At 66.6% G+C, this 18,445-nt stretch carries 19 protein-coding genes, 1 pseudogene and 2 riboswitches; of the genes and pseudogenes, 5 read left to right on the top strand and 15 right to left on the bottom strand.

Annotated elements, in window-relative coordinates; genetic code table 11:
* Positions 1-13: 13 nt before the first annotated feature.
* From IEX33_RS15270 to IEX33_RS15260, 3 genes are all read right to left on the bottom strand, one after another.
* A complete protein-coding gene (locus tag IEX33_RS15270; RefSeq protein WP_188731558.1) occupies positions 14-739 on the bottom strand; it encodes an AAA family ATPase in 726 nt (241 codons plus the stop codon).
* 94 nt (positions 740-833) lie between these two features.
* Positions 834-1,511 (bottom strand): 4-carboxy-4-hydroxy-2-oxoadipate aldolase/oxaloacetate decarboxylase, encoded by a 678-nt coding sequence (locus tag IEX33_RS15265; protein ID WP_188731556.1) that lies wholly within the window; start codon positions 1,509-1,511, stop codon positions 834-836.
* A gap of 27 nt (positions 1,512-1,538) precedes the next feature.
* Positions 1,539-2,747 carry an aspartate transaminase gene (locus IEX33_RS15260; RefSeq protein ID WP_188731554.1) on the bottom strand — a complete coding sequence of 403 codons (1,209 nt, stop codon included), beginning with the start codon at positions 2,745-2,747 and terminating at the stop codon, positions 1,539-1,541.
* 238 nt (positions 2,748-2,985) lie between these two features.
* Between IEX33_RS15260 and IEX33_RS15255 the strand changes: the two genes are divergently transcribed.
* The 3 genes from IEX33_RS15255 (at position 2,986) to IEX33_RS15245 (ending at position 4,311) form a co-directional block, all read left to right on the top strand.
* On the top strand, positions 2,986-3,495 hold the full coding sequence (locus tag IEX33_RS15255; RefSeq protein ID WP_188731552.1) for a hypothetical protein: 510 nt from the start codon (positions 2,986-2,988) through the stop codon (positions 3,493-3,495).
* Between the two features lie 48 nt (positions 3,496-3,543).
* Positions 3,544-3,966 carry a universal stress protein gene (locus IEX33_RS15250; RefSeq protein WP_104189434.1) on the top strand — a complete coding sequence of 141 codons (423 nt, stop codon included), beginning with the start codon at positions 3,544-3,546 and terminating at the stop codon, positions 3,964-3,966.
* Between the two features lie 180 nt (positions 3,967-4,146).
* Positions 4,147-4,311 (top strand): hypothetical protein, encoded by a 165-nt coding sequence (locus tag IEX33_RS15245; protein WP_188731551.1) that lies wholly within the window; start codon positions 4,147-4,149, stop codon positions 4,309-4,311.
* Between the two features lie 9 nt (positions 4,312-4,320).
* On the opposite strand, the gene IEX33_RS15240 is transcribed toward IEX33_RS15245, so the two are convergent.
* From IEX33_RS15240 to IEX33_RS15190, 11 genes and pseudogenes are all read right to left on the bottom strand, one after another.
* Positions 4,321-4,563 (bottom strand): hypothetical protein, encoded by a 243-nt coding sequence (locus tag IEX33_RS15240; protein ID WP_188731549.1) that lies wholly within the window; start codon positions 4,561-4,563, stop codon positions 4,321-4,323.
* Positions 4,564-4,606: 43 nt separating this feature from the next.
* A complete protein-coding gene (locus IEX33_RS15235; RefSeq protein ID WP_188731547.1) occupies positions 4,607-4,825 on the bottom strand; it encodes a hypothetical protein in 219 nt (72 codons plus the stop codon).
* A gap of 5 nt (positions 4,826-4,830) precedes the next feature.
* Positions 4,831-5,001 (bottom strand): annotated as a pseudogene (locus IEX33_RS15230) (formyltetrahydrofolate deformylase); the annotation flags it as partial.
* A 61-nt stretch (positions 5,002-5,062) separates the two neighbouring features.
* Entirely contained in the window at positions 5,063-5,896 is an 834-nt protein-coding gene (locus tag IEX33_RS15225) for a methylenetetrahydrofolate reductase (protein ID WP_188731545.1), read from the bottom strand.
* A gap of 50 nt (positions 5,897-5,946) precedes the next feature.
* A complete protein-coding gene (lipA, locus tag IEX33_RS15220) occupies positions 5,947-6,954 on the bottom strand; it encodes a lipoyl synthase (protein ID WP_188731543.1) in 1,008 nt (335 codons plus the stop codon).
* A gap of 24 nt (positions 6,955-6,978) precedes the next feature.
* A complete protein-coding gene (locus tag IEX33_RS15215) occupies positions 6,979-8,421 on the bottom strand; it encodes an L-serine ammonia-lyase (protein ID WP_188731541.1) in 1,443 nt (480 codons plus the stop codon).
* 263 nt (positions 8,422-8,684) lie between these two features.
* Positions 8,685-10,022 (bottom strand): serine hydroxymethyltransferase, encoded by a 1,338-nt coding sequence (gene glyA / locus IEX33_RS15210; RefSeq protein ID WP_308421987.1) that lies wholly within the window; start codon positions 10,020-10,022, stop codon positions 8,685-8,687.
* Positions 10,019-10,402: a glycine cleavage system protein GcvH gene (gcvH, locus tag IEX33_RS15205; protein ID WP_188731539.1), complete on the bottom strand. Its 384-nt coding sequence runs from the start codon at positions 10,400-10,402 to the stop codon at positions 10,019-10,021. The genes glyA and gcvH overlap by 4 nt, the downstream gene beginning before the upstream one ends.
* Before the next feature lie 74 nt (positions 10,403-10,476).
* Positions 10,477-11,610, bottom strand: coding sequence for a glycine cleavage system aminomethyltransferase GcvT (gene gcvT, locus IEX33_RS15200; protein WP_188731538.1), 1,134 nt, complete (start codon positions 11,608-11,610; stop codon positions 10,477-10,479).
* A gap of 10 nt (positions 11,611-11,620) precedes the next feature.
* Positions 11,621-14,473, bottom strand: a complete 2,853-nt coding sequence (gcvP, locus tag IEX33_RS15195) for an aminomethyl-transferring glycine dehydrogenase (RefSeq protein ID WP_188731536.1) — start codon at positions 14,471-14,473, stop codon at positions 11,621-11,623.
* A 52-nt stretch (positions 14,474-14,525) separates the two neighbouring features.
* A riboswitch (glycine riboswitch) is annotated at positions 14,526-14,633 on the bottom strand.
* 1 nt (position 14,634) lies between these two features.
* Positions 14,635-14,732, bottom strand: a riboswitch (glycine riboswitch).
* 125 nt (positions 14,733-14,857) lie between these two features.
* A complete protein-coding gene (locus IEX33_RS15190; RefSeq protein WP_188731534.1) occupies positions 14,858-15,196 on the bottom strand; it encodes a hypothetical protein in 339 nt (112 codons plus the stop codon).
* Between the two features lie 472 nt (positions 15,197-15,668).
* On the opposite strand from IEX33_RS15190, the gene IEX33_RS15185 reads away from it, so the two are divergent.
* Positions 15,669-17,015, top strand: a complete 1,347-nt coding sequence (locus tag IEX33_RS15185; RefSeq protein WP_188731532.1) for an MBL fold metallo-hydrolase — start codon at positions 15,669-15,671, stop codon at positions 17,013-17,015.
* 79 nt (positions 17,016-17,094) lie between these two features.
* On the opposite strand, the gene IEX33_RS15180 is transcribed toward IEX33_RS15185, so the two are convergent.
* Positions 17,095-17,898 (bottom strand): GOLPH3/VPS74 family protein, encoded by an 804-nt coding sequence (locus tag IEX33_RS15180; RefSeq protein ID WP_188731530.1) that lies wholly within the window; start codon positions 17,896-17,898, stop codon positions 17,095-17,097.
* Positions 17,899-18,014: 116 nt separating this feature from the next.
* Between IEX33_RS15180 and IEX33_RS15175 the strand changes: the two genes are divergently transcribed.
* Entirely contained in the window at positions 18,015-18,335 is a 321-nt protein-coding gene (locus IEX33_RS15175) for a hypothetical protein (protein ID WP_188731529.1), read from the top strand.
* The last annotated feature ends 110 nt before the right edge of the window (positions 18,336-18,445 follow it).

Here is an 18,445-nt window from a genome sequence, read left to right as displayed (position 1 = left end):
GCTCCGGCCTGGACTAGAGGTGCCGGAGGTACCGCTGGGGCGCATCAAGGAACGACCGCCAGCTGCCCACGAGGTCCAACTCCTCCCAGCCACGAGGGCGCAGTCCCCACGGCCCCACTTCCAGGATCCGGGCTCCCGGAAGGGCCGCAAGAACCGGCGAGTGCGTGGACATGATCACCTGGGATTCCCCGGACGCCAGGAGGTCTTTCAGGACCCCGAGGAGACTCAGGCACCCGCTGAAGGACAATGCGGACTCCGGCTCATCGAGCACCCACAGCCCCCGCCCGCGGAATCTGTTGACCGCGAGTTCCAGGAACGACTCCCCGTGGGACATGTCGTGGAAGCGGATATCGTCCTGGCCCGAGGTGCTGGGGTTTTTCTCCAGGTAGGTAAAGAAGCCATGCATTGTTTCGGCCCGCAGGAAGTACCCGCGCCTGGTGGTGCCCGCATTCCTGACAAGCTGCAGGTGATCGGCCAGCAGGGATTCACTGGCCCTGGTGCTGTGCCGCGCACCAGTTGACCCGCCTTCGGGCGACAAACCGTACGCCAGGGCTATCGCTTCCACGATCGTTGATTTCCCTGAACCGTTCTCGCCCACCAGGACGGTGGCTGGCGTCAGTTCGAGCCCATCGTCCAGTACCTGTGCCACGGGCGGCAGGACTGCCGGCCACCGCCGACGGTCAAGGACGTTGGATGGATCCTCTTCCAGCCGGCGGATCGGAAATCTGTCGAGGGGCATGCGCCCATTCTTGCAGCCGGCGCGGCGGGGAAGCGCAACCCGCCGGCCACTGCCCGGCCGCCAGCTGCGCCTGTGCTTCGCAGGAAGAGCCCAGCTAAGCCTGTTCCACCAGCAGGCCCTTGGCCTTCAGGACGTCCGTGAGGTTGCAGAGATCGATGGTGGTGCCGCCTGCCTTGTACAGGCCAATGAGCTCACGCTCGGCGTCGTCACGTTCCTGGGAGAGGCGGATGACCTCCTCGATCTCGTCCTTGCGGACCACCACCACACCATCGGCGTCGCCACGCAGGACGTCACCGGGATAGATGATTTCGTCACCGAAGACCACCGGGTGGTTGATGGGGCCGATGGTCTCCTTGACCGTGCCCTTGATGGACACGCTGCCGGAAAAGACGGGCAGTCCGAGTTCAATGAGGTCCTGGGTGTCGCGGACACCGGAGTCCGTCACCAGGCCGGCCAGGCCCTTGGCCTTCATGGCGTTGCCCAGGACGTCGCCGAACGTCCCGGCTTCCTCGTATTCCCCCGCGGAAGCCAGGATGACGTCCCCGGGCTGGGCGTAGTGGATAGCCACCTGGAGCATCAGGTTGTCACGCGGTGCGCAGCGGACGGTGGTGGCGGGGCCGCAGAAGGACATGGCCCTGTCGATGGGCTTGATGCGGGAGCTCAGTGCGCCCTTACGGCCCTGCGCCTCGTGGATGGTGGCTGACGAGAACTTCGCCAGCCGGCTGACGGCGTCGGCGCTGGGGCGGTCGATGGTGGTTTTGACGTGGATCACGGCGTTGTTTCCTTCGGTGGGGTTGGGTCAGGTGAGGGCCTGGACGGCCTTGTCGATGGCAGCGATGGATTCCTCGATGACGTCCAGGCTGGTGGCGTAGGAGATCCGGAAGTACGGGCCCAGGCCGTAGGCCGAGCCCTGGATCACAGCCACGGAGGCTGCATCAAGCAGGTAGAGGGTGAAGTCCTGGTCGTTACTGATGACCTGTCCTTCGGGCGTTGTTTTGCCGATGACCCCCGCACAGTTGACGTATGTGTAGAAGGCGCCGTCCGGCGTCGTGCATGACAGGCCGTCAACGGCGTTCAGGGCGGCGACGGCGGTGTCCCGCCGTTTGCGGTAGGTGTCCACGCTGTCCCGGACAAATTCCTGGCTGCCGGTGAGGGCGGCCGCGGCGGCGGCCTGGCTCACGGAGGACGGGCAGGAGGAGATCTGCGACTGCAGCTTGTTGATGGCTGCGATCAGCGGCGCCGGCCCTGCGGCGTATCCCAGCCGCCAGCCGGTCATGGCGTAGGCCTTAGATACGCCGTTGACGGCCAGGACCCGGTCCTTGAGTTCCGGGGCCACCTCCACCAGGCTGGCCAGCTTGCCGTCGCCGAAGTAGATCTGGTCGTAAATTTCGTCCGCGAGGACAGAGACGTGCGGGTGAACAGCAAGGACGTCGGCGAGCGCCCGCAGTTCGGCACGGGAGTAGACGGCGCCGGTGGGGTTGGACGGTGCGTTGAGGATGACCCACTTGGTCCGGCCTGTGATGGCACCCGCCAGGGCCTCCGGGGTGAGCTTGAATCCGGAGTCTTCGCCGCAGGGAACAACGACCGGCGTGCCGTCGTTGGCCAGCACCATATCCGGGTAGGAAACCCAGTAGGGGGCGGGAACAATCACTTCGTCGCCGGCGTTGAGGGAGGCCATGAAGGCGGTAAAGATGACCTGCTTGGCTCCCCCGCCGATGGTGACCTCAGCCGGCGTGTAGGGCAGGCCCGTGCGCAGCTCGAGGGTCTGGAGGATGGCCTTCTGCAGCGCCGGAGTTCCGGTGACCGACGTGTACTTGGTTTCGCCGCGGGTGATGGCCTCCACGGCGGCTGCCTTGATGTGCTCCGGCGTGTCGAAGTCCGGCTCCCCGACTGTCAGGTCGAGGATGCGGCGTCCTTCCGCCTTGAGCTCACGCACCCGGGCCGCAGCAGCCACACTGGCTGAGGACTTGATGCGGGACACCCGCGAGGCAGGTACAAATTCTGGCATGGTCTCTTCCTAGGGAGTCAGGAGTGAGCGGTGCTCGTTTCCTTCGACACTAGGGAAATCGCGCTGCTGTGGATAAGACCTAAAGTGCGTGGGCGGATAAGCGTCCCTTATGGCTGGCCCACCCACACGTTCCGGGTATGGGTCCACGCACTATTGGTATTTCCCGCCGCGGCACCTTGCTGCCTAGCCTTCTAGGTACGTCGGCCCGTTCAGCGGCACACCGAACCGAGGAGTGATCTTGAGCGTTACGCACCAGGACGATGCCGGTTACTACCGCTACCGCGGAATGCCGAAACCCGACCCCGCCGCCCGGCAGGCGGACAAGCTCCGCAGGCTGCTCAAGGCGAACCGGCAGCGCATCGCCTTCAACGCCAGCAGCAGCCGTCCGCTCTTCGTCCGCCTGAACCAGCACATCGCGCAGGCGCTCCGGGACGGGATCAAGGTGACGCGCCTGGCCGAGGCTGCAGGGCTTTCCCGCTGGACCATCCGAACCATCGGCCTGTCCTTTGATGACCTGCTGCCGTCCGGGGCACACCCGGATCAGCAGTTGGCTGTCATCGCGGGGCTGAAGTCCGAGCTGGCCGAACTCGGGGAAGCAAAGGCTGCCCTGGAGGAGCGGCGGCTGACCCTCCTGGCCGCCGCCCGCCGCCTCGGCGTCATGGATGACTTCGAGCTCGCCGCGCTCAGCGGACTGCAAAGTGGGGACATCCGCAAAATGACGTGGGGTCTTCAGCCTGAACTTCTCTAGACTGGCCAGTGGACGTTGAACCACGGACACAGAACGAAGGAGCACAGCATGAGCGGAGTAGTTGTTGTAGGTGTGGACGGCAGCCCGTCGGCACGGAAGGCTGCGGAAGTGGCGCTGGGCCTTGCAAAGTCGCTGGGAGGTTCCCTCCACATCGTCACCGCATTCGACTCGGACCGGGCCGAGACCTTCGGCGTCGGCTCGGATGAAGTGAAGGTCTGGAACTCCGAAGCCGCCGAAACGGTCGCGAAGTCCCTTGGCGAAACGCGGCCGGGAGTGGAGATCAGCTACTTCGCAGCCCGCGGCAAACCCGCTGACGCCCTCATCAAGGAAGCCATGCGCCTCGACGCGCGGCTCATCGTCGTTGGCAACCGGCGCATGCGCGGCATCGGCCGGCTCCTCGGCAGCGTGGCCAACAGCGTGGCGCACAACGCACCGTGCGACGTCTACATCGCCAACACCTACGACGACTAGCCGCTCCCCAGCGGGGCACAAGGACAGCGGACGACGGCGGGACCTCCCGCCGTCGTCCGCTTGCTTTATGCGCCTCTTGCTCAAGATTTGCCAAGTTTATCCCGTCGATAGATAAACCCTCTTCCGTTGCCGTCCCGGCCTGCCTACGGTTAGCTTCAACAGCACGCCAAGGGGGGATACATGGAACGCTCGGACGACGCTACGCAGACTGCCCGCGAGGAAGTTCAGCAGCCCGATATTTCGGATCCGCTGGAGGGCCGGCAGCGCACAGTCGCCGAGTGGACCGGCGACCTCCTGGTCGGCATTCGGCAGCCCGTGCAGTTCCGGCTGGCCGACTGGCCCTAGCCCGGATACCTAGGTCGAGGCGTCCTTCTCGATCTCCTCGGCAAGGTCGTCCACGGCCTCCGGCCGCAAGCTTATGCCGGCCTCGTCGAAGCGTTCCTCAAGCACGTGGCTGACGTCGTCCTCGACGTGGCCCAGGCGGATCTCGTCCCGGATCTCGTCCGCGATGCCCTCCGCCGTCGCCACGCCGTCGACCTCCTCCTCGGCATCGTCGCCAGAAGGGGTGCCTGCGGGGTCAGCTCCGGTCTCAGTCATACCCCATCGTGGCCACTTGCGGGTGGGCGGTCAACACCCGGCTCTATCCTTTGATCTCCACTTTGACGAAGTCCTCCCGGTGGAACATGCGACGCTCGGACCACCCGTCCAACACCACCCAGATGATGGAGCCGTCCGGTGTGGACCCGTCCACCACGCCGCAGCCGATATATTGCCCGTCCTGAGAGAGGCGTACCGGCTGGCCTGCGGGCAGGGCGTTCCAGGACACCCGCCGCCAGCTGTGTGCTTCGCTCGGTTTCATGGCGCCTACCGCAGGACGACGGTCCGGTTGCCCAGCAGCAGGATCCGGCCCTCGCAGTGCCAGCGGACGGCATTCCGGAGCGCCACGCACTCCGCGTCCCGGACCACCGCCACCAGGTCATCGGCCGTGTACGTGTGGTCCACCTCGATGACCTGCTGCGAGATGAACGGGCCCTCATAAGGCCCCGCGTTGGTGAGCTGCCGCCCAAGATGCGGCTCCTGGCGGGTTGTCACAGGGTTAGTTGTCACGTGCTGCTCCTCGGATCAAAGCTGTCTGGAGTGCGGAAGAGGATACGTTTCCAGGACCTGAGGGCAGGGAGTCGAGGCTGTTGAAGCTGTAGAGGTGGATGCCGGCAACGGCGCCGGGCGTGGTTTTGAGCCCGGCCACCAGGGTGTCCGGGGAGTACCGGTCGCCGCTGAGGAGTTTGCGGGCCAGCGGGCCCTTGCGGCTGAGGAACTTCAGGGAACTTCCGACGCCGATCTGCGTGGCGAGTGCCACCAGCTTGGTCCGCGGGACGGACCCCGCCACGCCCGCCCACAGGGGCAGGTGGACGCCTTCGCGGCACAGGAGCGCGGCGTAATCGTGGATCTTTCCGGCGGAAAAGCACATCTGCGTGACTACATGCGAGGCAAGAGGCTGCTTGGCCAGCAGTCCGTCCAGCAGGTCCAGGGGGCTGACCAGCGGGTGGCCCTCCGGGTAGCCGGCCACGCCCACGCGCATCATTCCGCCGGTGTACTGGGCGATGTCCTCGAGGACCGGAAACGCCGAGTCGTAGGTGCCGGCGGGCTGCTTCCGGTCTCCCCCAATAACGAAGACTTCGCGGATTCCCGCGGCATCGCAGCCACGGATGATGTCGGTGAGCTCGGCACGGCTGCGGATGCTCCGGGCGGCGAGGTGCGGGATCACCTGGTAGCCGGCGTCGCTCAGCTCCACGGCGGTGCGCATGGTGCGCTCGATGCCGTGGTGCGGCAGGCAGGTGACGCTCAGCGGCGTGGCCGCGGACACCTTGGCCAAGACCTGCTCAACGATTCCCTCGGAGGGAATGATTTCGATTCTGACGGGGAACATCATTGGTCCTGTCTTTGCTTCAGTTTTCAGGGGCTTCAGCGGTGGCTATCCCGTCATGCAGTGGCCGCCAGCAGGGAGCTGGCTTCCTGGCGGGTGCTGCCGGAGGACTCGATGTGGGCGAGTTCGGCGGGGATCTCCCAGCCCTTCTTCCGCATCGCGGTGGCCCAGAGCCGCCCGGCGCGGTAGGAGGAACGGACCAGCGGCCCGGACATCACGCCGAGGAACCCGATCTCGGTGGCCTCGTCCTGGAGGTCCACGAATTCCTGCGGCTTGACCCACCGGTCCACCGGCAGGTGCCGCTCACTCGGGCGCAGGTACTGGGTGATGGTGATCAGGTCGCACCCGGCCTCGTGCAGGTCCCGCAGGGCCTCGGAGATCTCCTCGCGGGTCTCGCCCATGCCCAGGATCAGGTTGGACTTGGTGACCATGCCCAGGTTCCGGCCCTGCGTGATCACATCCAGGGACCGCTCGTACCGGAACGCCGGTCGGATCCGCTTGAAGATCCGCGGCACGGTCTCGACGTTGTGCGCGAACACCTCGGGCTTGGAATCGCAGATCGCTTTGATGTGCTCGGGTTTGCCGGAGAAGTCCGGGATCAGCAGTTCCACGCCGGTGCCGGGGTTCAGTTCGTGGATCTTCCGGACCGTCTCGGCGTACAGCCACACGCCCTCGTCTTCGAGGTCGTCCCGGGCCACGCCGGTGACGGTGGCATAGCGCAGCTGCATCGCCTGCACGGAGCGGGCCACCTTGGTGGGTTCGAACATGTCCACCGGGGAGGGCTTGCCGGTATCGATCTGGCAGAAATCACAGCGCCGGGTGCACTCGGACCCGCCGATCAGGAACGTGGCTTCCTTGTCCTCCCAGCACTCGAAAATGTTGGGGCAGCCGGCCTCCTCACACACCGTATGCAGGCCTTCTTTCTTGACCAGGTTCTTGAGCTGGACAAACTCCGGGCCCATCTGGACCTTCGCCTTGATCCACTCCGGCTTACGCTCCACCGGAACAGCAGAATTGCGCTGTTCAACGCGCAAAAGCTTCCGGCCTTCAGGTGCCAATGTCATTAGTGTTCTTCCTTTTGCCTTCGACTAGCATTCGACGACGTTGACGGCGAGGCCGCCCATGGCTGTTTCCTTGTATTTGGAGCTCATGTCCTTGCCGGTCTCGCGCATGGTCACGATCACCTCGTCCAGCGAGACGCGGTGGGACCCGTCACCCCAGAGCGCCATCTTCGCCGCGTTGATCGCTTTCGCCGCCGCAATGGCGTTCCGTTCGATACACGGGACCTGGACCAGCCCGCCGATCGGATCACACGTCAACCCCAGGTTGTGCTCCATCGCGATCTCCGCCGCGTTCTCCACCTGCGCCGGAGACCCGCCCATCACCTCAGCCAGGCCCGCAGCGGCCATCGACGACGCCGACCCCACCTCACCCTGGCACCCCACCTCAGCACCCGAAATCGACGCCTGCTCCTTGTACAGCACCCCCACCGCACCCGCGGCGAGCAGGAAACGCACCACGACGTCATCCCGGTCCTCCTGGGACGCGTTCTCCATGCCGGGTGCGAAATGCAGCGCGTAATACAGCACCGCCGGAATGATCCCCGCAGCCCCGTTCGTCGGCGCGGTGACCACCCGCCCACCGGAGGCGTTCTCCTCATTCACGGCCAGGGCGATTAAGTTAACCCACTCCTGCCAATACTTCGGATCATGGAACTCGGTGTCCGCGCCCTCACCCTCCGGGTCTTCACCGGCGGGCCGGGCGCTTTCCTTCCGCAGCCGGTCATACCAGTCCGGGGCACGGCGCCGGACCTTCAACCCGCCCGGCAACACACCCTCACGCTTCAAAGACGTCGCCACACACCCCTCCATCACCGAGTAAATATGCAGCAACCCCGCCCGGATCTCCTCCGGGGTGCGGCTGTCCTCCTCGTTCACCCGCATCACCTCACTGATACCCAATCCCGTCGCCCGGCAGTGCCCCAACAACTCCGCAGCGGTCCGGAACGGCAACGGCAGCTCCTTCTTGGACTCCTCCAGCTCCAGCTGGGCCGCGTCCTCCTCACCCTCCCGGACAATGAACCCGCCACCCACCGAGAAAAACGTCGCCGCATGCAACACCCGCCCACCGGCGTCAGAGACCGTGAACGTCATCCCGTTCGTATGCCTGGGCAGAACCGTCAAGGGCCGCAGCACCATATCCTTCACCCCGTACGGCAACGCCACCGCACCGGCAAGCTGAAGGGTCCCGGTCTCGGCGATCGCAGCCAGCCGCTCCTCCACCTCATCCGGCAGGATCAACTCCGGATGAAACCCCTCCAACCCCAACAAAATGGCCGTCATCGTCCCATGCCCGTGACCGGTCGCAGCCAACGACCCATACAAATCCACCCGCAACGACGCCACCCCCGCCAGCACCCCCGAAGCCTTCAACTCCCCCGCGAACACAGCAGCAGCCCGCATCGGCCCCACCGTATGAGACGACGAAGGCCCAATACCGATCGAAAACAGATCAAAGACACCAACAGCCATGTGCGTGGTTCCTAACTAAAACAAGTGGTCGGGATGGAGTAGGCAGGACATCCTCTGCGGGCTCGGTCGCGTAGACGCCCGCTGAGCGGACGTGACGCTCCCTTAGACGCCCGCTGCCGGATGCCCCACCCACTCCGCGGGCATGTCACCAAGGCGACTCCCCGAGAGGGGCCGGAGGAGCCGGACTTTTCGAAAGCGTGCGTCAAAGCGACGAAGGAGCAGCACGCGTGAAAATGTCCGGTCCGCCGGCTCCGGAACCAGCCTCAGGACAGTGGTGCGACGCCCGGGTAGAGCGGGTGGGCCTTCGCCAACTCCTCGACGCGGTGACGCAGCCCCGAAAGGTCCGTCCCGGCGTCGGCCGTCAATGCCTCGGCAATGATGTCCGCAACCTCGCGGAAGGCGGCCTCGCCGAAGCCGCGGGTGGCCAGGGCGGGGGTGCCGATGCGCAGGCCGGACGTGACCATGGGCGGGCGGGGGTCGAACGGGACGGCGTTGCGGTTGACGGTGATGTCGATGTCCGCGAGCCGGTCCTCGGCCTGCTGGCCGTCAAGCTCACAGTTGCGCAGGTCCACCAGGACAAGGTGCACGTCGGTGCCGCCGGAGACCACGCTGATCCCCTTGGCGGTGACGTCGGGCTGGACCAGGCGCTCGGCCAGGATCCGGGCACCAGCCAGGACGCGCTCCTGACGCTCGCGGAACTCTTCGGACGCCGCGATCTTGAAGGCCACGGCCTTGCCCGCAATGACATGCTCCAGCGGGCCGCCCTGCTGGCCCGGGAACACAGCCGAGTTGATCTTCTTGGCGATGCCGGCGTCGTTCGTCAGGATGATGCCGCCGCGCGGACCGGCGAGGGTCTTGTGCGTGGTGGAGGTGGTGACGTGGGCGTGCGGCACCGGTGACGGGTGGAGACCGGCGGCCACGAGACCGGCGAAGTGCGCCATGTCCACCATCAGGTAGGCGCCCACGGAATCGGCGATCCTGCGGAACTCGGCGAAGTCCAGCTGCCGGGCGTAGGCGGACCAGCCGGCCACGATCAGCGCAGGCCTGGTTTCCTGGGCCAGGCGTTCCACCTCGGCCATGTCCACGGTGTGGGTGTCCTCGCGGACGCCGTAAGGGACCACGTTGTAGAGCTTGCCGGAGAAGTTGATCTTCATGCCGTGGGTGAGGTGGCCGCCGTGGGCAAGATTCAGGCCCATGATGGTGTCGCCCGGCTTGATCAGCGCGTGCATGACCGAGGCGTTCGCCTGCGCGCCGGAGTGCGGCTGCACATTGGCGAATTCTGCGCCGAACAGTGCCTTGATGCGGTCGATGGCCAGTTGTTCGATGACGTCAACGTGCTCGCAGCCGCCGTAGTAGCGCTTGCCCGGGTAGCCCTCGGCGTACTTGTTGGTGAGCACCGAGCCCTGTGCCTGCATAACGGCTGCGGCGGTGTGGTTCTCGGAAGCGATCATCTCCAGCCCGTCGCGCTGGCGGGTCAGTTCGTCGTCGATCTTTGCCGCGATCTCGGGGTCCAGGGTGGAGAGGTCCGCGTCCAGGGACAGGGAGACCACCTGCTCAAATGCGGCGGCCACTGTGCCGGCGCCTGCGCCCGCGGCGCTCACAGCTCGCCGCCGTTGGCTGCCGCGTATTCTGCAGCGGACATGAGCGGGCCTTCCTCGGTGACGGCCACCTTGAAGAGCCAGCCGGCGCCGTAGGGATCGTTGTTGATCAGCGCGGGGTCGGAGACGACGTCGTCGTTAATCTCCACAACCTCGCCGGTGACGGGGGCGTAGAGGTCGGAGACGGACTTGGTGGATTCCACCTCGCCGCAGGTCTCTCCCGCGGTCACGACGGAGCCGACCTCGGGCAGGTCCACGTACACAATGTCGCCCAGGGCTTCGGCAGCCACGGCGGAGATACCAATGTTGGCGGGTCCCGATCCGTCAGCAGCAACCCATTCATGCTCGGCGGAGTACTTCAGTTCAGCAACAACTTTTGCCATGGTGTGTTTCCTTCAATCTGGTGTGTGAAAAGTGAGAGAGCGTTTGGTCAAAACGCGCATCAAATGAGAGAGCGTTACTTCTGGCGCTTGTAGAACGGGAGGGCTACTACTTCGAAGGGCTCTGGCTTGCCGCGGAGGTCGATGTCGAGGGCGGTGCCGGGTTCTGAGTGTTCGACGTCGACGTAGGCCAGGGCGATCGGGTAGCCGAGGGTGGGTGAAGGCTGGCCGGAGGTCACCTCGCCCACGACGTTGCCGTCCTTGAGGACCGGATAGTGGCTGCGGCCGGCGCGGCGGCCCAGGCCTTTGAGGCCCACCAGCTTCCGGCCGGACGTGGAGCCTGCACCGCGAGCCTTGAGCTCGGCGAGGGCGGCTTTGCCGATGAAGTCGGATTCCTTGGCCAGCGAAACAACCGGGCCCAGGCCTGCGGCGTAGGGGTTCCCCTCGCGGGAAAGCTCGTTGCCGTAGAGGGGCATGCCGGCTTCCAGGCGGAGCGAGTCGCGGCAGGCGAGGCCGGCGGGGATGAGCCCGTGGCCGTCACCGGCTTCCAGCAGCGCTTCCCACAGGCCGGCGGCGTCCCCGTTCGGGACGTAGATCTCGAAGCCGTCCTCGCCGGTGTACCCGGTGCGGGCCAGGAGCAGGTCCTGGACAGCGCCGTTGACGGTGATCCCTACTTCGACGGCCGCGTAGTACTTCAGCTCAGTCACCAGGGAGTGCTGCTCGGCGGGGACCAGCGTCAGGAGGATGGCTTCGGCGTTCGGGCCCTGCACGGCGATGAGGGAGGTCTCGGCGGAGACGTCCTCCACGGTGACATCGAAGCCGGCGGCCCGCTCGGCCAGGGCAGCGGCCACCACCTTCGCGTTGCCGGCGTTGGGAACCACCAGGTACTTCTCTTCACTCCGGCGGTAGGAGATGAGGTCGTCAATGATGCCGCCGTCTTCCTGGCAGATCAGCGAGTACTTGGCCTTGCCCACGGCCACGGCGGACAGCTTGCCGGCCAGGGCGTAGTCCAGGAAGGCTGCGGCGTCCGGGCCGGTGACCCAGACCTCGCCCATGTGGGAGAGGTCGAACAGGCCGGCGGCGTTACGGACGGCGTGGTGTTCGGCCAGCTCGGAGCTGTACTTAAGGGGCATCTGCCAGCCGCCGAAGTCGGTGAAGGAGGCGCCGGCCAGCTTGTGCTGCTCATAGAGCGCTGTGTAGTTCTCAGTCATCGGGAAATCCTTAGTTCTCAAATTCGGACAGCGGCGGGCAGGAGCAGACCAGGTTACGGTCACCGGCGGCGCCGTCGATGCGGCCAACCGGCGGGAAGTACTTGTCCTGCCGGAGGGAGGACACGGGGAAGGCTGCCTGCTCGCGCGGGTACGCGCGGTCCCAGTCAGAAGAGACGACGGCGGCGGCCGTGTGGGGTGCGTTGCGCAGCGGGCTGCTGGTCACGGTGAAGTCGCCGTTGGCCACCTGGTCGATTTCCTTGCGGATGGTGATCATGGCTTCGATGAAGCGGTCGATCTCCGCGAGGTCCTCGGACTCGGTGGGCTCCACCATGAGCGTGCCCGCCACCGGGAAGGAGAGCGTGGGGGCGTGGAAGCCGAAGTCGATGAGCCGCTTGGCCACGTCCTCCGCGGTGACGCCGGTCTGGGCCGTCAGGTCGCGCAGGTCCAGGATGCACTCGTGCGCCACCAGGCCGCTTTCGCCGGTGTAAAGGACCGGGAAGTAGTCGTTCAGCCGTGCCGCGACGTAGTTGGCCGCGAGCAGTGCGGACTTGGTGGCCTCGGTGAGGCCGGTCCCGCCCATCAGCTTCACGTAGGCCCAGGAAATTGGGAGCACACCCGCAGAACCGAAACGCGAAGCGGAAATCGCAACGCCATGCCCGGCTTCATGGGCGGCCTTGTTTGCATCACCGGGCATGAAGGGTGCCAGGTGTGCCTTGGCAGCAACGGGTCCGACGCCGGGTCCGCCGCCGCCGTGCGGGATGCAGAAGGTCTTGTGCAGGTTCAGGTGCGAGACGTCGCCGCCGAACTTGCCCGGCTGCGCCAGGCCCACAAGAGCGTTGAGGTTTGCACCGTCAACGTACACCTGTCCCCCGGCGGCGTGGACCGCGTGGCAGACCTCACGGACATCGGAGTCGTACACGCCGTGGGTGGACGGGTAGGTGATCATGATGGCCGAGAGGACGTCCTTGTGGGCCTCGATCTTGGCTTCCAGGTCGGCGTGGTCGATCGTGCCGTCCGCAGCGGTGGCAACCACCACCACCTTCATGCCGGCCAGGACGGCGGACGCGGCGTTGGTGCCGTGCGCCGAGGCCGGGATGAGGCAGACGTTGCGCTGCTGGTCCCCGCGGGAGTGGTGGTAGCCGCGGATCGCCAGCAGCCCGGCGAGCTCGCCCTGGGACCCGGCGTTCGGCTGGATGGACACCTGGTCGTACCCGGTGATCTCGGCGAGGTCGGCTTCCAGCCCGGAAATCAGTTCGCGCCAGCCCTCAGTCTGGGAGTCCGGGGCGAACGGGTGGATGGAGGCAAACTCGGGCCAGGAAATGGCTTCCATCTCGGCCGTGGCGTTCAGCTTCATGGTGCAGGAACCCAACGGGATCATGGTGCGGTCCAGCGCCAGGTCCCGGTCGGAGAGGCGGCGGATGTAACGGAGCAGCTGGGTTTCGGAGCGGTGGGTGTTGAACACCGGGTGCTGCAGGTAGGTGGAGGTACGCAGCACCGATTCGGGCAGTTCAAAGCCCTGGCCGGACACCACCGGACCGGCGCCGAAGGCGACGGCCACCGCGGAGAGGACCTCCGGCGTCGTGGTTTCATCGACGGACACGCCAACCGTGTCCGCGTCGATGAGGCGCAGGTTGATGCCGCGGGCTTCGGCGGCGGTGATGACCTTGGCGGCCTTGCCGGGCACGCGGACGGTGATCGTGTCAAAGAAGGTCTCGGACGCCAGCTCGCGGCCCGCATGCTTCAGCGTGGCGGCCAGGGCGCGGGCGTTGTTGTGGACGGTTTCGGCGATCGCCTTCAGCCCGTCGGGGCCGTGGTACACGGCGTAGAAGGAGGAGACGATGGCCAGCAGTGCCTGCGCGGTGCAGATGTTGGACGTGGCCTTCTCGCGGCGGATGTGCTGCTCGCGGGTCTGCAGGGCCAGGCGGTAGGCGGGGACGCCGGCGTTGTCCTTGGAGACGCCGACGATGCGGCCGGGGAGGGTGCGTTCCATGCCGTCGCGGACGGCCATGTAGGCGGCGTGCGGTCCCCCAAAGAACAACGGCACGCCAAAGCGCTGGGTGGAGCCGACGGCGATGTCCGCACCCTGCTCGCCGGGAGGGGTGATGAGGGTGAGGGCCAGCAGGTCGGCGGCGACCGTGACCAGCGCACCGCGTTCCTTGGCCTCGGCGATGACGGCGGACTGGTCCCAGACCCGGCCGGAGACGCCGGGCTGCTGCAGGACCACGCCGTTGATGTCGCCGTTTGGAAGTCCGTTGGTGAGGTCGGCGACCTCCACCTCGAAGCCGAGGGCCTCGGCGCGGCCCAGGACGATGGCGATGGTCTGCGGGAGGAGGTCGGCGTCCAGGACAGTCTTGCCGTCCTTCACGGTCTTGTTCTTATTGGCGCGGCGCATCAGCAGCACGGCCTCGGCCACGGCCGTGGCTTCGTCGAGGAGGGAGGCGTTGGCCACCGGGAGCGCGGTGAGGTCCTGGACCATGGTCTGGAAGTTGAGCAGCGCCTCAAGCCGGCCCTGGGAAATCTCGGGCTGGTACGGGGTGTAGGCGGTGTACCAGGCGGGGGCTTCAAGGATGTTGCGGCGGATCACCGGCGGGGTCACGGTGTCGTAGTAGCCCTGGCCGATCATCTGCACGGCCATCTTGTTCTTGCCGGCGAGCTTGCGGAGCTCGGCGAGGACCTGGACTTCGCTCAGGGCGCCCTCAAGGGTGAGCGGCTTGTCCTGTCGGATCGAGTCGGGGACCGCGCTGTCCACCAGGCCATCGAGGCTGTCGTAACCGACGGCCTTGAGCATGGTGTCAATGTCCGACTGGCGGCGAGCGCCGATATGGCGGTCTGCGAAGGTGGTTGGGGACGAGTGAACCGTCATGAGGGGAACTCCATAATTCAGGTGGCGCCTTAGCACCACGTTGATTCGGGTTCCTCCCCGCTCTGTATTGGACCTGAGAGTTTTGCGTTGCCCTGCTGTTCAGCGGGACGCCACTTGCACCGTCGGTGAGCCCGGTTGCCCGGACTGCTTTCCAGAGTTGCCTTGCCGCGGCGGTACGTGGGCCTGAGAGATTCCTGGGGAGGATTTGCTCCTACGGCGCCTGCTGAACGTACCGGCAGGACTCTCCCGCCGCAGATCATAAGCATGTGCCACTGGTGGGTGACACGACTCACAGGATACCAAGATGCGCGCCGGGATCCAAACTTCGGGACCCGCAGAGGCGGGACGACGACGGCGGGAGGCGCCGCCGTCGTCCGCTTGGGCTTAGAACTGGCCAGGAGTTTTTGGTGCAGCTTTCCTGCCGGTTCGGTAGCCCGCCCAAAAGGCGAGCAGCAGCAGGCCAACGACGGCGATTGCCAGGCCCGCCTGCGTCCCAGGGCTGAGGAACGCCATCCCGGTGCCGGAGAAAGGCTGGTTGCTCAGCGGCGCGTAGGCGAACCAGCCGATATAGGTGTTCCTGTTGAGCCAGGCCACCACGCACCCCACCAGCAGGACCACGAGCCCTGCGATCGGCAGGACCACACCCGGCAGCCGGGCCGATTTCCGCGATTCGTGTTCATCAGGTGCGCCTTCGCGCTCGTCAGGTGTGCTGTTGTCCCCCATGCAGGCGAGTCTAGCCGGGCGGCCGGCCAGCAGGCCCTCACTTCAGGTGGGCGCCGCCTGAAGCAGGCGAACGACGGCGGAACCTCCCGCCGTCGTCCGCTTCCGTTTTATCCTCAGCGCCCCAACAGCTTGGCGATCCATCCAAACCCGGCGCCCGACTGGGTGGCCGATGGCCGAGCCGGCGCGGTGGAACAGGTACAGCGGCGGGACTCCGGGACGTTCTTCATAACCTGGTCCACGTGGTTGCCGCAGCCTGCCCACGTGGCCTTGGAACATTTTTGGCAGGTGGCCACACGGCACATAACAGGTCCTTCGTTGCAGGTTCGTTGACTGACGCACCGATGCGTCATGAGCCCACTATATAATACCCCTAGGGGTATAAGGAAGCCGTCCCGGCCACCGGGGTACCGGCACCGGGCGCCCGGGGGTAACGTGGCGATCAGGCTGACACCCGTTCAAGGAGGAACCCGGCATGGAAGTCATCACGATCGAAACGCCGCAGCTGGGCGACCGAACTTATCTGGTGCACGACGGCGCGGTGGGCGTGGTCATCGATCCCCAGCGGGACACGGACCGGGTGGAAAAGGCGGTCTCGGACGCCGGGGTGAGGATCACGCACGTGGCCGAGACGCACATCCACAACGACTACGTCACCGGCGGGCTGCAGCTCGCCGGTGACCACAACGCCGCCTACCTGGTCAACGCAGCGGACCACGTCCCGTACAGCCGCCAGCCGATCTCGGACGGAGACACGGTGCAGGTGGGACGGATGGTCCTCAAGGCCGTGGCCACGCCGGGGCACACCCATCACCACCTCTCCTACATCGTGACGGACGGTGACCGCCAGGCGGTGTTCTCCGGTGGAAGCCTGCTCTACGGCTCCGTGGGCCGCACCGACCTGGTCAGCGAGGAAGACACCGTGCCGCTCACCCACCACCAGTACAGGTCGGTCCGGCGGCTGGTGGATGAAGCGGGTAAGGACGCCGGGCTCTACCCCACCCACGGCTTCGGCTCCTTCTGCTCGTCGGGCCCGGCCAGCGGGGCGGAATCCTCCACCATCGGCGAGCAGCTGAGCGGGAACCATGCCCTGACGGACCCGGACGAGGACCACTTTGTCCGCGAGCTGATCCACAACCTGACGGCCTATCCGTCCTACTACGCCCACATGGCCCCCATCAACATGGCGGGCCCCACCGCGCCGGATCTGGACCTGCCCGACTCGCTGGACCAGGATGAGCTGGTGTCCCGGCTGGGGCGGGGCGAGTGGGTGGTGGACCTGCGGAACCGGGTGGCCTTCGCCAACACCCACCTGAGCGGCAGCGTCAGCTTCGAGTACGGCGACGGCACGCAGTTCACCGCCTTCCTGGGGTGGGTCCTGCCCTGGGACGAACAGCTGACGCTCGTGGGCGCGCGCCAGGACGTGGAGAACGCCATCCGTGACCTGTCCCGCATCGGCATCGACAAACCGGATGCGGCCATCGGCGCCGGACCTGCGGACCTTGCGCCCGGGGCGGCAACCTCCTCCTACGACAGTGTCGGCTGGCAGGAGGTGCTGCAGAGGCCCAAGGACGATCCCATCCTCGATGTCCGCCGCACCGACGAGTTCGCAAAATCCCATATCCGGGACGCAGTGAACATCCCGCTCCATGAGCTGCTCCGGCGCCTGGACGAGGTCCCCGCCGGACGGCTGTGGGTGCACTGCGGCTCCGGCTACCGCTCCGCCGTGGCTGCGAGCCTCCTTCAGCGCGCCGGCCGCGACGTGGTCCACATCGAGGCCAGCTTCCGCGACGTGAAGAAAGCCGGCCTAACGCTGGCGTGATCCGGCGAGGGTGGGCGGACGACGGCGGCACGTCCCGCCGTCGTCCGCTTGCCTTATGCCCCGCCTACAGGCTTGCGGCCTACAGGGTTGCGGCTTCCTCCTCCGCCAGCCTGATCATGCGGAGTTCATCCTCCACCGCGCGGGACGGCCAGTAGTCCTTGGCCAGCTCGCTGGCCCGGACCCGGTCCGCCTCCGGGAAGAGCTTGCCGAGCAGCCCGGCCGCCTGCATCAGGGCGATCAGCGCTATGGTCCTGGCCTCGGGCGCCGTGGTTCCGGGCCTCGTGGTTCCGGGCTTCGCGGCCCCCGGCCTTGCGGCGTCCGGCCCTGTGCCCTCCGCCGCTCCGCCAACAGCGGCGGCTTCCGGTCCTGTGCCCGCAGCCGCCGCGTCCTCGGCCGCGCCGGTGTCCGGCGGCTGGAGGCCGGACGGCGCAGCCCTGAGTGCCGCCCGGATCTTTTCAAGCAGCGCGGCCTCGGGGGCATGGTCTTTTTCCGGATACCGCGCGGCCCGGAACCGGCCCAGGTGCTTCTCGCCGACGTGTTCCACGATGCCCGCTGACGCCATCTGCTCGTAGATGCGCTGCGTCTGGGCACGGCCTTCCAGCATGGAGACCCAGCGCCTGGCGCTGTGCGGCCGTGACTTGCCGCGGATGAGCTCCAGCTCGTGCTGGAGCTCCGTGTCAGGTGTGGCGCCGGTAGCCCGGACGTGCTTGCCCTGCAGCTCGATGGCGCCGACGAGGTCCAGCTCGGCCAGGATTGCCCCTGCCACTGTGGTTCTGAGTGCGAACACCGGAACTTCGGGTTTGCCGTCTTTGTCATCGGTGGCCAGGAGGAGGAAGGCCTGGGGAAGGCTCAGTTCAACCGTTTGGGGTGTTTCCGCGTTCATGGCACCATGGTGCGCCCGCACGGCGGCACCCGCTACGGCCGAAATACCTGTTTTCTCGCGGATCTGCGGGCTTAAGCTGGTACCGCAACGTCCCTTCCAGCGCCGCGGAGGCCGCCGTGGACACCGAAACCGCCGGGGTGGTTGGCCATGACGTCACCACCATCACCTGCGTCTGCGGGAACACCGTCAGCACGGACGGTCTTATTCAGGCCAACGCGCAGGGCATCCCCGTCCACTCGGGAGATGCCCCTGCCCCGCCGGAGCTGGCGGAGTGGCCCGCGGACGAGGACCTTTACACCCTGTGCCCCTCCTGCGGCCGCGTCTACCGTGACGCCGTCATCGAGGAAACAGGCACCGCGCCCGTCGCTTTCCGGGTCGACGTGAAGGAGGCACCCATTGCGGAGGCCATCCGGGTCCACTGGAACCTCAGCGCTTAAGTGGAGCGAACAAGATAGCCAAGGGGGAAGCGGACGACGGCGGAACCTCCCGCCGTCGTCCGCTTGCGTGTCGCACCCGGAGGGGGTGCCCGCGCCCCGCGATGCTGGCA

Origin of the sequence: Pseudarthrobacter scleromae (genome assembly GCF_014644515.1) — a bacterium.
Lineage (GTDB): Bacteria > Actinomycetota > Actinomycetes > Actinomycetales > Micrococcaceae > Arthrobacter > Arthrobacter scleromae.
This window is presented reverse-complemented; position numbering and strand designations above follow the sequence as displayed.

Bases quoted from the DNA above. Each gene is read 5' to 3' on its own strand.
- IEX33_RS15270 (WP_188731558.1), bottom strand. From the start codon at position 739: ATGCCCCTCGACAGATTTCCGATCCGCCGGCTGGAAGAGGATCCATCC.
- IEX33_RS15260 (WP_188731554.1), bottom strand. From the start codon at position 2,747: ATGCCAGAATTTGTACCTGCCTCGCGGGTGTCCCGCATCAAGTCCTCA.
- IEX33_RS15250 (WP_104189434.1), top strand. From the start codon at position 3,544: ATGAGCGGAGTAGTTGTTGTAGGTGTGGACGGCAGCCCGTCGGCACGG.
- IEX33_RS15245 (WP_188731551.1), top strand. From the start codon at position 4,147: ATGGAACGCTCGGACGACGCTACGCAGACTGCCCGCGAGGAAGTTCAG.
- IEX33_RS15240 (WP_188731549.1), bottom strand. From the start codon at position 4,563: ATGACTGAGACCGGAGCTGACCCCGCAGGCACCCCTTCTGGCGACGAT.
- IEX33_RS15235 (WP_188731547.1), bottom strand. From the start codon at position 4,825: ATGAAACCGAGCGAAGCACACAGCTGGCGGCGGGTGTCCTGGAACGCC.
- IEX33_RS15225 (WP_188731545.1), bottom strand. From the start codon at position 5,896: ATGATGTTCCCCGTCAGAATCGAAATCATTCCCTCCGAGGGAATCGTT.
- lipA (WP_188731543.1), bottom strand. From the start codon at position 6,954: ATGACATTGGCACCTGAAGGCCGGAAGCTTTTGCGCGTTGAACAGCGC.
- IEX33_RS15215 (WP_188731541.1), bottom strand. From the start codon at position 8,421: ATGGCTGTTGGTGTCTTTGATCTGTTTTCGATCGGTATTGGGCCTTCG.
- gcvH (WP_188731539.1), bottom strand. From the start codon at position 10,402: ATGGCAAAAGTTGTTGCTGAACTGAAGTACTCCGCCGAGCATGAATGG.
- gcvT (WP_188731538.1), bottom strand. From the start codon at position 11,610: ATGACTGAGAACTACACAGCGCTCTATGAGCAGCACAAGCTGGCCGGC.
- gcvP (WP_188731536.1), bottom strand. From the start codon at position 14,473: ATGACGGTTCACTCGTCCCCAACCACCTTCGCAGACCGCCATATCGGC.
- IEX33_RS15190 (WP_188731534.1), bottom strand. From the start codon at position 15,196: ATGGGGGACAACAGCACACCTGACGAGCGCGAAGGCGCACCTGATGAA.
- IEX33_RS15185 (WP_188731532.1), top strand. From the start codon at position 15,669: ATGGAAGTCATCACGATCGAAACGCCGCAGCTGGGCGACCGAACTTAT.
- IEX33_RS15180 (WP_188731530.1), bottom strand. From the start codon at position 17,898: ATGAACGCGGAAACACCCCAAACGGTTGAACTGAGCCTTCCCCAGGCC.